This is a genomic window from Klebsiella sp. 141162 (assembly GCF_050600755.1).
GTDB classification, from domain to species: Bacteria; Pseudomonadota; Gammaproteobacteria; order Enterobacterales; family Enterobacteriaceae; genus Klebsiella; species Klebsiella aerogenes.
This window is the reverse complement of the sequence record NZ_JAQIRI010000001.1, coordinates 530,178-544,985: the sequence shown is the minus strand read 5'-3', so window position 1 is coordinate 544,985 and position 14,808 is coordinate 530,178. Positions and strand designations below refer to the sequence as shown.

General features: G+C 49.5%; 13 protein-coding genes and 2 tRNA genes. 5 read left to right on the top strand and 10 right to left on the bottom strand.

Annotated features, from left to right (window positions below):
- Positions 1-88 precede the first annotated feature (88 nt).
- The gene (locus PGR23_RS02455) at positions 89-268 is read right to left on the bottom strand and encodes a YodC family protein (protein WP_396279557.1); all 180 of its coding nucleotides are present in this window, start codon (positions 266-268) and stop codon (positions 89-91) included.
- 76 nt (positions 269-344) lie between these two features.
- Positions 345-1,256, bottom strand: coding sequence for a DUF808 family protein (locus PGR23_RS02450; protein ID WP_396279556.1), 912 nt, complete (start codon positions 1,254-1,256; stop codon positions 345-347).
- Between the two features lie 183 nt (positions 1,257-1,439).
- Here PGR23_RS02450 and yedA point away from each other — a divergent pair, with 183 nt between their 5' ends.
- Entirely contained in the window at positions 1,440-2,351 is a 912-nt protein-coding gene (yedA, locus tag PGR23_RS02445) for a drug/metabolite exporter YedA (protein ID WP_045390224.1), read from the top strand.
- Here the strand turns inward: yedA and PGR23_RS02440 are convergent.
- Genes PGR23_RS02440 through drpB form a run of 4 tightly spaced genes read right to left on the bottom strand, consistent with a single transcriptional unit; the run spans position 2,326 to position 5,293 of the window.
- Positions 2,326-2,811 (bottom strand): very short patch repair endonuclease, encoded by a 486-nt coding sequence (locus tag PGR23_RS02440; protein WP_045390221.1) that lies wholly within the window; start codon positions 2,809-2,811, stop codon positions 2,326-2,328. The genes yedA and PGR23_RS02440 overlap by 26 nt on opposite strands.
- Positions 2,792-4,216 (bottom strand): DNA cytosine methyltransferase, encoded by a 1,425-nt coding sequence (locus PGR23_RS02435; protein ID WP_213292427.1) that lies wholly within the window; start codon positions 4,214-4,216, stop codon positions 2,792-2,794. The genes PGR23_RS02440 and PGR23_RS02435 overlap by 20 nt, the downstream gene beginning before the upstream one ends.
- Before the next feature lie 57 nt (positions 4,217-4,273).
- Positions 4,274-4,969, bottom strand: coding sequence for a phosphohydrolase (locus PGR23_RS02430; protein WP_045390215.1), 696 nt, complete (start codon positions 4,967-4,969; stop codon positions 4,274-4,276).
- A 42-nt stretch (positions 4,970-5,011) separates the two neighbouring features.
- Positions 5,012-5,293, bottom strand: a complete 282-nt coding sequence (gene drpB / locus PGR23_RS02425) for a cell division protein DrpB (protein ID WP_045390212.1) — start codon at positions 5,291-5,293, stop codon at positions 5,012-5,014.
- A 546-nt stretch (positions 5,294-5,839) separates the two neighbouring features.
- On the opposite strand from drpB, the gene ompC reads away from it, so the two are divergent.
- Positions 5,840-6,982, top strand: a complete 1,143-nt coding sequence (gene ompC, locus PGR23_RS02420) for a porin OmpC (RefSeq protein ID WP_213797641.1) — start codon at positions 5,840-5,842, stop codon at positions 6,980-6,982.
- A gap of 1,127 nt (positions 6,983-8,109) precedes the next feature.
- Positions 8,110-9,858 (top strand): hypothetical protein, encoded by a 1,749-nt coding sequence (locus PGR23_RS02415; protein WP_396279555.1) that lies wholly within the window; start codon positions 8,110-8,112, stop codon positions 9,856-9,858.
- A 646-nt stretch (positions 9,859-10,504) separates the two neighbouring features.
- Here PGR23_RS02415 and PGR23_RS02410 read toward each other — a convergent pair.
- Positions 10,505-10,594, bottom strand: a tRNA-Ser gene (locus PGR23_RS02410).
- Positions 10,595-10,684: 90 nt separating this feature from the next.
- Between PGR23_RS02410 and mtfA the strand changes: the two genes are divergently transcribed.
- Together mtfA and PGR23_RS02400 are read left to right on the top strand one after the other, a co-directional pair.
- The gene (mtfA, locus tag PGR23_RS02405) at positions 10,685-11,485 is read left to right on the top strand and encodes a DgsA anti-repressor MtfA (RefSeq protein ID WP_161801904.1); all 801 of its coding nucleotides are present in this window, start codon (positions 10,685-10,687) and stop codon (positions 11,483-11,485) included.
- A gap of 100 nt (positions 11,486-11,585) precedes the next feature.
- Positions 11,586-11,661, top strand: a tRNA-Asn gene (locus PGR23_RS02400).
- A 52-nt stretch (positions 11,662-11,713) separates the two neighbouring features.
- Here PGR23_RS02400 and ldtA read toward each other — a convergent pair.
- The 3 genes from ldtA to nac all read right to left on the bottom strand — a co-directional run bounded on the left by ldtA (position 11,714) and on the right by nac (position 14,706).
- The gene (ldtA, locus tag PGR23_RS02395; protein WP_045390203.1) at positions 11,714-12,655 is read right to left on the bottom strand and encodes a L,D-transpeptidase; all 942 of its coding nucleotides are present in this window, start codon (positions 12,653-12,655) and stop codon (positions 11,714-11,716) included.
- A gap of 76 nt (positions 12,656-12,731) precedes the next feature.
- Positions 12,732-13,682, bottom strand: a complete 951-nt coding sequence (gene cbl, locus PGR23_RS02390) for an HTH-type transcriptional regulator Cbl (protein WP_396280096.1) — start codon at positions 13,680-13,682, stop codon at positions 12,732-12,734.
- A gap of 106 nt (positions 13,683-13,788) precedes the next feature.
- The gene (gene nac, locus PGR23_RS02385) at positions 13,789-14,706 is read right to left on the bottom strand and encodes a nitrogen assimilation transcriptional regulator NAC (protein WP_045390201.1); all 918 of its coding nucleotides are present in this window, start codon (positions 14,704-14,706) and stop codon (positions 13,789-13,791) included.
- Positions 14,707-14,808 lie beyond the last annotated feature (102 nt).

Here is a 14,808-nt window from a genome sequence, read left to right as displayed (position 1 = left end):
AGTACGGTCAAAGAAACCAACGACATCAACGCTCCTTGTCCGAACGTAATCAATATAAAAAGCGCCCGCACCAGCGGGCGCTGCACATCTAATTATGCTGCGAACGTTGCGCTTCGCCGCGGACCAGCTCATCTTCACGGAAGGCTTCACGCTGTACGACGTGACCGTCATACCACCGGCACTCCACCATGTCGCCGGCGATGCCGGTGACGACCATTCGCGGCCCGCCGCTTTTCCGTCTGACTTCATCACTGACCAACAAGACCATTTTTGCCTCCGGTATCAGGGAGAAACAGTTTCACCTTAGACGACGCCGGCCCATCTTGCGTAACCGGCGCTGGGATTTATTTCGCGTTACCGCGCAATGCGGTTATCGCTTTTACGACGCCAAAGACGATAGCGCCAATGATAAATCCTAGCACCAGATTAGCGACCACAGGCATTATGGATGCCAGCATTCCGCTCAGCCCATAGGCAAGATTTTCGATGAAATGATGCAGCGGCGCTACGCCGTGAACCACGATACCGCCGCCAACCAGAAACATCGCCAGGGTACCGACGAAAGTCAGAATTTTCATCAACCGCGGCGCGATGGCCAGGAGAGCTTTTCCTATCCATTGTGCCAGTACGCTTTTTTTCTCTACCAGCCAATAGCCCATGTCATCCAGCTTGACGATGACGCCCACCAGACCATAAACCCCGACGGTCACGAGAATGGCGATACCGGATAAAATCAGGATCTGATTAAGCAATGGCGCATCAGCCACAATACCCAGGGTTATCGCGACGATTTCGGCTGATAAGATAAAATCGGTACGGATCGCTCCTTTTACTTTATCGCGTTCAAAGGCCTGCGGATCCTGGGCTGCGAGCGTTTCCAGACGCTGCTGACGCAGTTTCGGGTCTTCCTTATTCTTACGCGCATGCAGGTTATGCAGCACTTTTTCAAAGCCTTCAAAGCAGAGAAAAGCGCCGCCGAGCATCAAAAGCGGCGTAATAGCCCAGGGAATAAATGCGCTGATGAGTAACGCCAGCGGCACCAGAATCACTTTATTCAGAAGCGAGCCTTTTGCTACCCCCCATACTACCGGGAGCTCGCGGTTGGCCCTTACGCCAGTGACCTGCTGCGCATTGAGAGAAAGATCATCACCCAGTACGCCAGCCGTTTTCTTGGCCGCCAGTTTTCCCATGACGGAGATATCGTCCAGCAGCGTGGCAATATCGTCCAATAAGGTTAAAAGACTACTTCCTGCCAAAATGTACTTCCTTCAATTTCTGTTTATGAAACATAGAGTATGAGGCAAAAGCGCCCTCTCGCCCAGAGATGTCACTAGTCAACAAAAAAATAACAAAAAAATCACATTGAAAGCGCTCGCCAGCACGTTAGTTTTCACGTTAACTATATGTCCCCTTTCTATCTTTTTTCGTCGTGAGGAAGTATGTCTACCCGTCAACTGTTACCCCTAATCGGCGCGCTGTTTGCGCTGTATATCATTTGGGGTTCAACCTATTTTGCTATCGCGATTGGCGTCGCCAGTTGGCCGCCGTTGATGATGGCCGGGATCCGCTTTCTCTCTGCCGGGGGCGTGTTGCTCATCTATTTGTTGGCCACCGGCCATAAACTCCCGGCCCGCCGGCCGCTACTTAATGCTGCACTGATAGGCATCCTGTTGCTCGCCGTCGGTAATGGCTTCGTCACCCTTGCAGAACATCAGCATGTACCATCAGGTATCGCTGCGGTAATGGTCGCCACCGTACCGCTGTTTACGCTCTGTTTCAGCCGTTTTTTTGGCATTGCCACACGCAAGCTGGAATGGTTCGGTATCGCGATCGGCCTGGCGGGAATTGTGATGCTCAATAGCGGCGGCAACCTCAGCGGCAACCCCTGGGGCGCATTGCTGATTCTGATTGGTTCCCTGAGCTGGGCGTTTGGCTCGGTTTACGGTTCGCGTATTGAATTACCAACCGGGATGATGGCTGGAGCGATTGAAATGCTGGCGGCAGGGATTGTGCTGTCTGCGGCATCGGGGCTCTCGGGGGAGAAACTCACTCAAATGCCGTCCTGGTCCGGTATTTTTGCTGTTGCTTATCTGGCCATTTTTGGCTCGCTTATCGCCATTAACGCCTATATGTATTTGATACGTAATGTAACGCCGGCAGTTGCTACCAGCTATGCCTATGTAAACCCGGTTGTCGCCGTGCTACTGGGAACCGGGTTTGGCGGCGAAAGTCTCTCCTTGATCGAATGGCTGGCGCTGGCGGTGATTATTTTCGCGGTCGTGTTGGTGACGCTGGGTAAATATCTCTTCCCTGCCCGTTCAACCGTTACGCCTTGTCAATCGGATCGATAATACCGATGCCGTGAGTGTCGATCTGCGCGCAATCCCCGCCGCCGCAGATCCACTCCTCCAGACGCTCGTTTAGGGCTTCATCGCTTAATTTCAGCCTCCCGCGGAGCGCGCACTCCCAGACAATAAGCACCCGCCAACCTTGTTCTACCAACAGCGCCAGGTCGCGGCGATCGCGCTGCACGTTAGCACCAATCTTTTTTAGCCAAAAATCGGTGCGCGTCGCCGGTACTTTAAACAGATAGCAGTGGTGATGATGCCAAAAGCAGCCGTGGGTGAAGATAACACAGCGGTAGTCAGGCAGCAGAAAATCAGGCCGCCCAGGAAGCGATGCCGCCTGAACGCTAAAAGTGAACCCGGCCTGCGTCAGTAGCGCCGCCAGCCGCTTCTCAATAGCCGTATCGCGGGTAGCGATAGCGCGCATATTTTTACTACGCGTGGCCTTATCGTGAACGTCCGCCATCGCTCTCTCCGGCAACACGTTGCTTTACCGCGACGGCAATTCGCGGCGCCAGCAGCTTCGCCACCGCGGCAAACACCGGAACAATCACCGAGTTGCCAAACTGGCGATAGGCCTGAGTATCGGAAACCGGAATACGAAAACGGTGCTCTCCCGGCGCTTCGAATCCCATCAACCTTGCGCATTCACGCGGCGTTAAGCGCCGCGGGCGACGCAGTTGATTCTGAGGATCGTCAAAATGCTTTTCGCCTAATGCCTTATCCCAACCGCGATCCACCAGGATCTCAGCGCCATCTTTGTAGTAGCGAGCAGAGAGCGTTCGCGCGACGCTGCCTGGATGAGTCGGGTCGACCAGACCGTAGCCAAAACCGTTGCCACGCGCCTGATGTTTACGCGCGTACCGGTAAAGATACTTCCACAGAACCGGCGTCAGGATGAATTTAGCATCGACGGTCGGATCTAATAACTCACCGAAGGTTGGCCGCTGCGGCGGATACAAACTGGCGATATCGCGCAGCGTAAATCCTTCATGCAACTGTAAGTCACGACGGAAACCCACCAGCACAATACGCTCGCGGTGCTGCGGCAGGAAATGACGCCCATCGATAACTTTGGGATCCTCGGCGCCCGCATGATCGGCATCCGCCACCTCATAGCCAAGCTCATCCAGCGTTTGCATGATAATGCGGAAGGTTCTTCCTTGATCGTGACTCTTCAGATTCTTGACGTTTTCCAGCACGAAGATCGGCGGACGGCGGGCGGCAATAATTCTGACGACATCAAAAAACAGTGTTCCCTGAGTTTCACAGGCAAAACCATGGGCGCGTCCCATGGCATTTTTCTTTGATACCCCGGCGAGGGAAAAGGGCTGGCAAGGGAAGCCCGCCAGCAGCACATCATGTTGCGGGATCGCCTCGCGGATAGACTTCGCCGCCTCTTCATCACTGATATCGCTGCGCTGGCTGAGAGTGATTTCGCGGATATCGGCGTTAAAGCTGTGCTCCTGTGGATCGCAATACCAGTTAGCTTTATAGGTACGTACAGCGTGTTTATTCCACTCGCTGGTAAATACGCACTGCCCGCCAATAGCTTCAAAGCCGTGGCGAATGCCGCCGATGCCGGCGAAGAGATCGATAAAACGAAACGCATAGTCGGGATGATGGCGCGGCGGAATCGGTAAAAGGCTCGCCAGATGCGCACACTCCGCGTTCGTCAACCGGCTTGCCGCACGGCTCACCGTCGCCACCCGTTTGAGTATCGCCGGGCTCCAGTGCTGATCGCCAACAGCAACCAGCTGTGCAACCAGGGTTTTGACATCATATATCGTCATCAGCTGGCGCAATAACGCCTGCGCGTGTTCCCCTGCCGGCTCAGACAGGAGCTTTTCTTTTGGTAAATTTTGCGGCATAACCTCAACCAGCACGGACAATTTTTGCAGAGAGTACCACAAATAGTCGCAACGGATTTAAACCGCAGGCGCAAAGCGGCGCAAAACCGCCTCATCCAACGACAGAGGGTTGCCGCGCAGTTCGGCGCTCAGCTTCGCCATAAATTGCACCAGAAATTGGGCATTATGCACCGCCAGCGCTCTCCCCTGCTCCGTTTGCATGGTCTCAGGCAGGCGTAGCAATTTACTCTGAAAATGGTCGAGGGCATATTTCTTGTCATCAAGATCGCGCTGGTCAGCAAAGGGGTCGTCAGCATCAAACAAAATAGTGTTCAACGCGCCGGAAACGGCAAAGACACGAGCCAGGCCAATCGCGCCCAGAGCCTCCAGACGATCTGCATCTTGCACAATTTTCGCCTCTACGCTTTGCGGTAATATAGCCGCACTAAAGCTATGCGCTTCAATAGCATGCATAACCGCAGGATAACGGTCGGCGGGAAAGTCGGGGAAAGCGCTTTGCAGGATAGACCGCGTTTTTTCTGCCGCCATCCGTGAGGACTGATGACGTTGAGGGTGATTTTTAGCCAGGCTGACAATATCGTGAAAGTAGCAGGCCGTCAGGATAACCAACTGGTCAGCGTCGCTATCGCCGACCAGTTGCTGCGCGGTACTCCAGACACGGCGAAAGTGAGATATATCATGAGCCGCATCTTCCTGCGCATGATGCGCATTTAACCAGTTTTCAAATCGTTGTTGCCATTCAGCTAATAACATGAGCTTTTCCTGATGCCTGGACCCGCTGTGAGCATAGCAACTTTAATCGTGCTGTTCATGTCCCTGAATTTGGGGACGCGTGTACCAGGCTATCGCCCCAAGGATGGACCCCACACCTCCCAGCACCAAGAAACCCAGTAGCGCGCCAATCCATTTGCCTGCCGTTGAACCCAATTCACCATCAATGCTGGCGCCGGGAATGCTTTGAATACGCCCCACTATCCACCAGTACCGCACCATCGCCCATACAAAGTAACCGCAAAAGGCGTAAAAAGCCCATAACGCCAGCTTTCCACCGGGGCTCCGTTTCGCTTTAGTGTCCATTAAATCCTTCTCCATACTTCAACTACTGCGCATGATCTCCAATCACACAATTGTGATGCGCGTCACATTATACAATTATCGTGCTTATCTGGAAGCATGAGTATGGTGCTGAGCGCTTTCGGCCACCCGCGAACGCAGGATTGGGTCGCTCCCTATATACTACGGATGTAGTCATGTTTTTAAATAAGACGATTTGATGAAATGTAGCGCCATTAATTATAAAATAATATTATTCCAAATGTAATTTATCAATATATAACCTGTCATGTTTTATATTATTTACAGTGCAAATGTCATTTCAATGGGTAATTTAAAAAACATTAATATCAACAAGAAAAATAAAACACCAATAAACCACAGAAATATTAATCAACTAAAGAATAAAAAATACATATATTGAATATAAAATAAATATTTTGAAATATTTTAATATACTTTTATTACATTTTTTATTTAATTAAAAATGAACTTAAGCGGCTAGTATCAATTCGTCATTCCACAGGGAATTAGACAATTCATATTAATTATGATTAAAGGGAATACATAATGAAAAGAAAAGTATTGGCTATTATGCTGCCGGCGTTATTAGCAGCAGGCGCGGCGCACTCTGCGGAAATTTATAACAAAAACGGCAACAAGCTTGACCTCTACGGAAAAATTGACGGTCTGCACTATTTCTCTGACGATGCTTCTGAAGATGGCGACCAAACCTACGCGCGTTTAGGCGTGAAAGGCGAAACACAGATCAACGATCAGCTGACCGGCTACGGCCAGTGGGAATACAATATTCAGGCGAACACCACTGAAGATGAAGGCGCTAACTCCTGGACCCGTCTGGGCTTCGCGGGTCTGAAATTTGCTGACTACGGTTCTCTGGACTACGGCCGTAACTACGGCGTTATCTATGATGTCGAAGCGTGGACCGACGTACTGCCGGAATTCGGCGGCGACAGCTACACCCAAACTGACGTCTTCATGCTTGGCCGTACCAACGGCGTGGCGACCTATCGTAACAGCGATTTCTTCGGCCTGGTTGATGGTTTAAGCTTTGCCCTGCAGTATCAGGGTAATAACGAAAACGCTGGCTCCGGCGAAGGCACCAATAACGGCGATGATCGTAAACTGGCCCGTGAAAATGGAGACGGTTTCGGTATCTCCTCTTCCTACGATCTCGGCATGGGCATCAGCTTCGGCGCGGCGTATGCTTCTTCTGACCGTACCAACAATCAGGTGGCCGCAGCGGCCAACAGCGCTTACGCCGGCGGCGATAAAGCCGATGCCTGGACCGTGGGCGCGAAATACGATGCTAACAACATCTACCTGGCCGCAATGTACGCGGAAACCCGCAACATGACTTCCTTCGGTAAATCCACCAGCAATCTTGGCGGCGGTATTGCCAACAAGACGCAGAACTTCGAAGTTGTTGCCCAGTATCAGTTCGACGATTTCGGTTTACCGCTGCGTCCATCCGTCGCTTATCTGCAATCTAAAGGTAAAGACCTGTACAACAGCGGCGACAAAGACCTGGTTAAATACGTTGATGTGGGTATGACTTACTACTTCAACAAAAACATGTCCACCTACGTTGATTACAAAATCAACCTGCTGGACGAAGACGACTACTTCTATCGCGCTAACGGCATCGCGACTGATGACGTAGTCGCGCTGGGCCTGGTCTACCAGTTCTAAGAGCCCCGCATGACCAAAGCCTGCCACGGGCAGGCTTTTTTCGTTTTTAGCAGTCAGCCGATCGCGGCATCGGCATACATCCAGCCATTGAAGTCATTTAAACTTTCGTCCTGGAAATGGCTCCAGCCCCCACGGTTCAGGAAAGCGGGAGATTTGCTCCCCCAATAAAGTTGCCCCTAATCCGCTGTTCAGAACCTATTCTAACGACATAAAAATCAGCTAATTAATAATTTTACTATATTACATTGATTTTACATCCAGCAATATTGGGTTGGCATACGGCTCTTATGAACTATCTGGCAAAATGATTGGCACGATCGGACAGTATTTTCTCGCCCCTGCACTGATGATTATCCGGCAACTCTTCTATTCGATTGCTGGCTGGCTCTCTCCTCTCGCCCCCTACATCTCCCACGATTTCTGCACCGGGATGGAATACCCCTACAAAAATGATCGTTTTGACCGATCGATTTAACAAAATCGATCTGTCATAACAATTATCCACACGAAAAATACGCCTTTAAAATATCCCCTTCACAGGGAAGAACATTTTGTGACTCTTAAACAGGTAATAACCGGGCTGGTTTACGGCGTGGAAGTTATGTCGTGTCGCATCACAACACGTTAAACCTGTTATGAAGAGCATGACTACAGCAGGCTTAGCTGTCTGATATGCATTGATTGAAAAAACGACAAATTGGTATAATTGCAAAGTGAAATTATTTAAATGTAAACACTGCATGCGCTGCGGTAAAAAGCTAGGGTTCTTCGAAAGATTAATGGCTGAGAAAGATTATCTCTGCGATGAGTGTTGTTCTAAAGTAAGCAAATACATGTATGACAAGAGACAATAAGTTTCCAACCGCAAGGCAGGAAAACGACTCAAATTCGCATGGATAAGTCTTATGATATGTAAAATCTCATGACCCGTGAACAAAGTAATGGGGTTCGTTTTCTCTTACAATTGCGACATCAATAGCGACCAATACGGATGGTCAATAATATTGATCAGGTTTGCCATTTGGTTGCGATAGCCAGGTACTAGTATTGTAAACAATCATCTCGGTTAGTTGTTAACCGTCCATTTCAATTTTTTATCGCGCTTTAAATAATCAAAAAGAGGAATAATGGAAACAGCAAAATGCTTACAGCGGTTGGTTATGCCAAACGCCAGGTTTGGGGCTTCTGAAAGCATGTACATCAGAGGGAGCCTTTTTTCATTTTCGGGAAATATCATTACCATATTTCCCGGAGGGAAAATTTCTTTTGATACCTATTACAATGGTTTTTCCACTATTCTCTGGAAAGAAAAATGCGGAATACACGATCTCGCGTTCAATGCATCAGGCACTGGGTTAGCCAAAATCAGCGCGATGCTCATTACAGAAGAAAATTCAAAATATGAGCTAGCATCGGCGACCGTGGCACTGGATAACCTCACTCGAGAAATATTCACCCTGGATTTGGGCAACACTCTCAATCGAGGCATTATATATATTGAAATAATTCCGATAGATGGAATTGTCTCCCTTAATAGCTGGGAATGGTTTACCACACAGTCTCCCCGCAGAGAGGTTAAGCTTGGGATATCAATTACACATTTTGATAGAAAAAAATACGTTATCCCATCAATGATGAGAATAAAGCGAGAAATATTAGAAGATGATAACTATCGTGGACTAATTGATTTTACTGTTATTGATAACTCCAATAATATAACAGCTAATGAGGCTAATGGAATTAAGGTCATTCCAAATAAAAATACCGGAGGTGCGGGTGGATTTATGAGAGGCCTACTTCATTACATTGATGAAGGTGATTTCACCCATACATTATTCATGGATGATGATGCAAGTTGTGAAGCTGAATGCATTAAAAAGACATACTCGATATTGAGTTATGCGTTAAACGACAATGCTGCAGTTTCTGGTTCGTTATTCGCAGGTGCGCGCCCCGACTCTTTAGTTGAGAAGGGAGCATTTTTTGATAGGGTATGTCATCCTATTTACTCAGGGTGGCGATTAAATGATGTGGAATCCCTGGTAAAAACAGAAACTCTAATACAATTCCCTAATTATGGCGCGTGGTGGTTCTTTGCATTCCCGATAAATCACGTCAAGAGTTTTGCATTTCCTTTTTTTGTTCGCGGTGATGATATCTTATTCGGCATGATGAACGATTTTGATATATTAACAACAAATGGCATTGCTTGTTACGCGGAGGAAGATTTCTCCTCTAAGACCTCACCGTTGACCGCCTACCTTGATACGCGAAATCATCTCGTGAATATGTTATATTTTGGCCGACCAGTTAAAGACATAATTGGTACATATATTTCATTTCATCTAAAAAGCCTGCTTGCTCATCAATATGGTAGTGCAGCCGCCATCAACCTGGCTTTCAAACATGTTTATGGCGCTCCCGATTTTTGGGGAAATAATGCAGACATGAAGGATGTTCGAGAAGAATTAAACTCTATTACTTTTAATGAAAAAATGAAACCGATATCTCCTCCAGATAACAGTATAGAGTTTAAGTGTAATTTCGAAAAAAAATCACGGCGATTTTTCAGAATTATTACGTTAAATGGATTTCTGGCGCCTTCAAAAAACAAAATTATTTATCAGGAAAAAACATCAGGCGTGTCGCTGAGACAGATTTTTAGGTACAAGAAGATCTTTTATTACGATCGAAGCACTAAAAATGGTTATATTGCTGAAGCATCAAAAAAACAGCAGGCCTTAGGGTTTATCAAGATACTCTTTAATACCTTAAAGATAATTATTACATCAAAAGCACAGCGAAAAAAATATTCAGAAGTGACTTGCAAGCTCACAACAGAAGGGTTCTGGAGAAAGATACTTCTTCGCCAATAAATACTCTTTCTCTCTTATTCGAGTGAATCCTATCCCGTAAGAAAAGAGTTTTTATTCTTACTGGCTATCAACGCATCAGATCTTTTTATAGTTGCAGGAGTTGAAGTATCAACAAACTGCAACTTTTTAATGTAATCCATTCACCCCGTCAAGCTGACTATACACGCTAGCATGTTTACGATGGTAAATTCAGTGAATCGATTTTATGCAGAATAATCATCACCGCACTACACATGAAGAGGCTCTGTTACGTAAATTATCGCTCAAGTCGTGTAGTGACAAGATGAGTTCATGACCACGTTTTTACCGGTGGGTGGCTGACAACTTACCGGCCCTGACATTTTATGAGCCTGCGGGCAAACCAGTTCCCTATTCTGAAGCCTTTTAGGGTTGCCTGGTCGCGATACTTCTTACAACTGCTATTTGTGTGAAATTCACGCGAAGTTAAACAACTTTCTGCGGTGATAAAACAGAGCGTCAGGTACGGGTTTATGACCGCAAATTGACCGTTTCGCCGACACTGGAGCAACCGATTTTCGAGGATTCAGAAGATGATGATTGATAAAAATATAGCGACGGAATATACCAACAGTATACCAAGTGTGATGGATGTCGTTGAAGGGATTTGGCGTAAGTGATTGAATAGTGGCGGAGAGAGGGGGATTTGAACCCCCGGTAGAGTTGCCCCTACTCCGGTTTTCGAGACCGGTCCGTTCAGCCGCTCCGGCATCTCTCCGCTGTTGAGGTTGCTATAATGCCAGGTTCTTTGGCATTTTAATAGCTCCAGTCCCTTAAATTGAGTTCAAGTGACGACTTTGCGAGCGATATGATGTTTAAATGGCCGTGGAAAGCAGAAGAACAGACAGGCAATGGCGAAATCCCATGGGAACAAGCGGTTGCCATTCCGGTTTTAGCGAACCTCACTCAACAGGAACAGCAGCAGCTGTGCCAAATGGCGGCACGTTTTTTACAGCAAAAACGTCTGGTGCCGTTACAGGGATTTGAGTTAACCCCCCTGCACAGCGCGCGTATCGCACTCCTCTTTTGCCTGCCTGTACTGGAACTTGGCCTTGAATGGTTAGATGGCTTCCATGAAGTCTTGATCTACCCTGCCCCCTTTGTCGTCGATGACGAATGGGAAGATGACATCGGCCTGGTACATAATCAACGCGTTGTCCAATCCGGCCAAAGCTGGCAACAGGGCCCCATTATCCTTAACTGGTTAGATATTCAGGACTCTTTCGACGCCTCCGGCTTTAATCTGGTGGTACATGAGGTCGCGCACAAACTGGATTCGCGCAACGGCGACCGCGCCAGCGGCGTTCCTTTTATCCCTCTGCGAGAAGTGGCTGGCTGGGAACACGATCTGCATGCGGCGATGAACAACATTCAGGATGAGATCGATTTGGTCGGCGAAAGCGCCGCCAGCATTGATGCTTATGCGGCAACCGATCCGGCTGAGTGCTTTGCAGTGCTATCTGAATATTTCTTTAGCGCCCCAGAGCTTTTCGCCCCCCGTTTCCCGGCGCTATGGCAGCGGTTCTGTCAGTTCTATCGTCAGGATCCGCTACAGCGTTTACGGGAAAACGATCTGCTGGATGAAGACGACGTGCGGATTGTTCATTAAAAGCTCGCTTTGAACTAAACTTAGCCATTCGAATCAGTTGCTTAAATTTAGCGTTGACACAAAAATGCGAGGCCAGTAGTATGCGCCTCGTTCACACGATTCCTCTGTAGTTCAGTCGGTAGAACGGCGGACTGTTAATCCGTATGTCACTGGTTCGAGTCCAGTCAGAGGAGCCAAATTTAAAAAGCCTGCTTTCGAGCAGGCTTTTTGCTTTTTAACGTTCATGGCTTAAAAACTGGCTTCCCCCGCTGAACTGCTAATATTCACCGGCATCCCGGATCGCCGCTGTAGTGCATAATCCGCACGACCGACGTTTACACCCGCTCCCTGCACAAACTCGCGTATTGCCGGGGTATACGGCAGCGGCACTTTGCGGTCTGACTCAAATTCCGAACGATTACGCGACAATGGTTCATGAACTTCCAGCCAGCGGCTGCCGTCCGGCTCGGTAGTGTACTTCACCGGCTGATCGATTATCTGTACTCGCGTGCCGACCGGCACATTATCGAACAGGTATTTAATGTCATCGTTGCGCAGGCGAATACAACCCTGGCTCACCCGCAGGCCAATGCCAAAATTGGCGTTGGTACCATGAATGGCATACAGCCTGCCGATATAGATAGCATATAGCCCCATCGGATTATCTGGCCCGGGGGGCACCATCGCCGGCAGGGTTTTACCTTCTTTGGCGTACTCACGACGGGTATTCGCCGTCGGTACCCAGGTAGGTCCTTCCTGTTTACGTTCCACCGTCGTCACCCAGTTGCGCGGCGTTTCACGCCCCGCCTGGCCAATACCGATCGGCAGCACCTCGACGGTAGTGCCCTCGGGCGGATAATAATAAAGCCGCATCTCGGCGACGTTGATTACGATACCGCTCCGTACGGTGGCAGGCAGGATCAATTGCTGCGGGATAATCAACGAACTACCGGATTTAGGCAAATAGACATCGACGCCGGGGTTAGCCTCCAGCATGTTGCTGAGCCCCTGCCCGTACTGCGCGGCAAAGGTTTCCAGCGGCTGGGTGTTACGCTCGGGCACGCTAATTTTAATCGGGCTGCCAACCAGACGACTCCCTTCCGGCGGTAACGGATAACTTACCGCCAACGCGCTGTAGCTGGCCAACATCATCACCAGAGAGCAAAGCAACTTCATACGCCGCACCATCATTTTCCCTTCCTCAGTCGCGACTCACGTGAATGAATTATAGCTGCTTTGGCACCTCCCGCTGACCTGCTGTCCGCACTCAGATTTGATAATCGATAGCCACTTCCTCCGGTTCCATCGCCTGGCGTTTAATCTCATCCAATGATAACCCGGCATTGCACAGTTCAATGAAACGCCAGACATAGTTACGCTGTAACTGACCGCGTTTTAACCCCAACCAAACGGTATTAGCATCAAAGAGATGGCGTGTTTCCAGACGGGTAAAGGTATCCGCTTCGCGAGCATCGCCGGATTGCTCCGCCACCAGCCCCACGCCCAAGCCCAGCTCCACGTATGTTTTAATGACATCGGAATCCTGAGCGCTGAGAACGATATCCGGCATCAGCCCTTTACGGGTGAAGGCTTCATCAATACGCGAACGTCCGGTGATCCCCTGCCGATAGGTAATTAACGGCCAGCGTGCAATAGCCTCAAGCGTCAGCGGCGTAACCTCAATCAGCGGATGATCTTTTGGCACTAACAAACTGTGGTGCCAGCGGAACCAGGGGAATGCCACCAGCGTCGGATCGTTACTTAAGCGCTCGCTGGCGATACCAATATTCGCCCCGCCGTTGTGCAGCAGCGCTTCGATTTCCTGCGGCGTCCCTTGCACTAACTCCAGCCGCACGTCGGGGAACAGTTCGCGAAAAGCTTTAATCACCGGAGGCAGGCTATAGCGTGCCTGAGTATGCGTGGTGGCAATGGTTAATACGCCTGAAGCGTCGTTGGTAAAAAGGTCGGCCAGCCGGCGGACATTGCTGGCTTCGTTGAGGATCCTTTCGGCAATTGAGAGCAGCGCTTTGCCAGGTTCAGTCATCCCCAGCAGACGCTTACCACGACGAATAAAGATTTCTATCCCCAACTCTTCTTCCAGCTCACGAATATGGCGGCTGACGCCAGATTGCGAGGTGTACAGCATGTTAGCAACCTCCGTCAGGTTGTAATCCCGACGGGCCGCCTCACGAATAATTTTAAGTTGCTGGAAATTCACCTTTTCCCCCAGGTCTTCAGACATAACATGATGTCTATTGTTAAAGTCTGTTTACCCGGCAAACAAATAATAAAAACCAGCAACTTATTCCTTAAAAGAATATAACCTAACTGACCAGCTGTAATTCACGATTCTCCAGGGACGGACGACTAACCAGCGACAGCAGGATATCTTTGACGGCCTGTGCTTGAGGAGATAAGCCGCCACGTGCCGAGGTATTCAGTGATAACGACAGACTCATCGACGGCGTGCTGATGCGCGCCATCCAGCCATTAGCCGTAGCACACAGCGCGCGCGCCGCCGATTCCGGCAATACGGTAACGCCCATTCCACTGGCGATTGCCGCAGTTAATGTGGTGATGGATTCGATCTCGCCAATTACTTTTGCCGACAGGCGGCGTAAAGTGAAAGCTTCGGTGACCCGGGCGCAAACGGCGCTATAGTCGCGCGGTAAAAACAGGCTCATTTCCGCGACGGCTGAAAGGTCAACGCTTTGCCCCGGACAGTTTTGCGTACCGACCAGATACAAATCCTCTTTCAGCAGCGGCTGGCTGACCACTCCCGCCACTGGCGAACGCTCATACAGCACCGCCATGTCCAGCTGACCGCCAAGCAGCTTGTCATTCAATACGCTGCCGCTGCACTCCTGCAGATATACGTTAACCTCGGGAAGTTCATTACGCACCGTTTGCAACAGCGGCATGGTGATCGCCGAAGCCGCAGTTCCCGGCGCAAGGCCAATTGCCACCTGCCCGCTCAGCGTCTGGCCAACGTTATGTACCGCCAGATGCGCCTGTTCACACTGACGTAAAATGGTCCGCGCGTGGGTATAGAGAATCTTCCCCGCTTCCGTTGGCGTGACGCCTCGCTTGGTGCGGATCAACAGTTTCTGCTCCAGTTCACCTTCCAGGGTCGCTACCTGCTGGCTCAGCGCCGGTTGTGCGATGTGCAAGACTTCAGCGGCCTGGGTCAGACTGCCGATATCGACGATTTTCACAAAATACTTCAGTCGTCTTAAGTTCATTTTGCCTCCTGTAAGGGAATGCCACTACTGGCCATTAAGTTACAGGTATTTTGCAAGATGCTTGCCAGGTTTTACGTCGCGACATCATCACCCTGCTGGTGC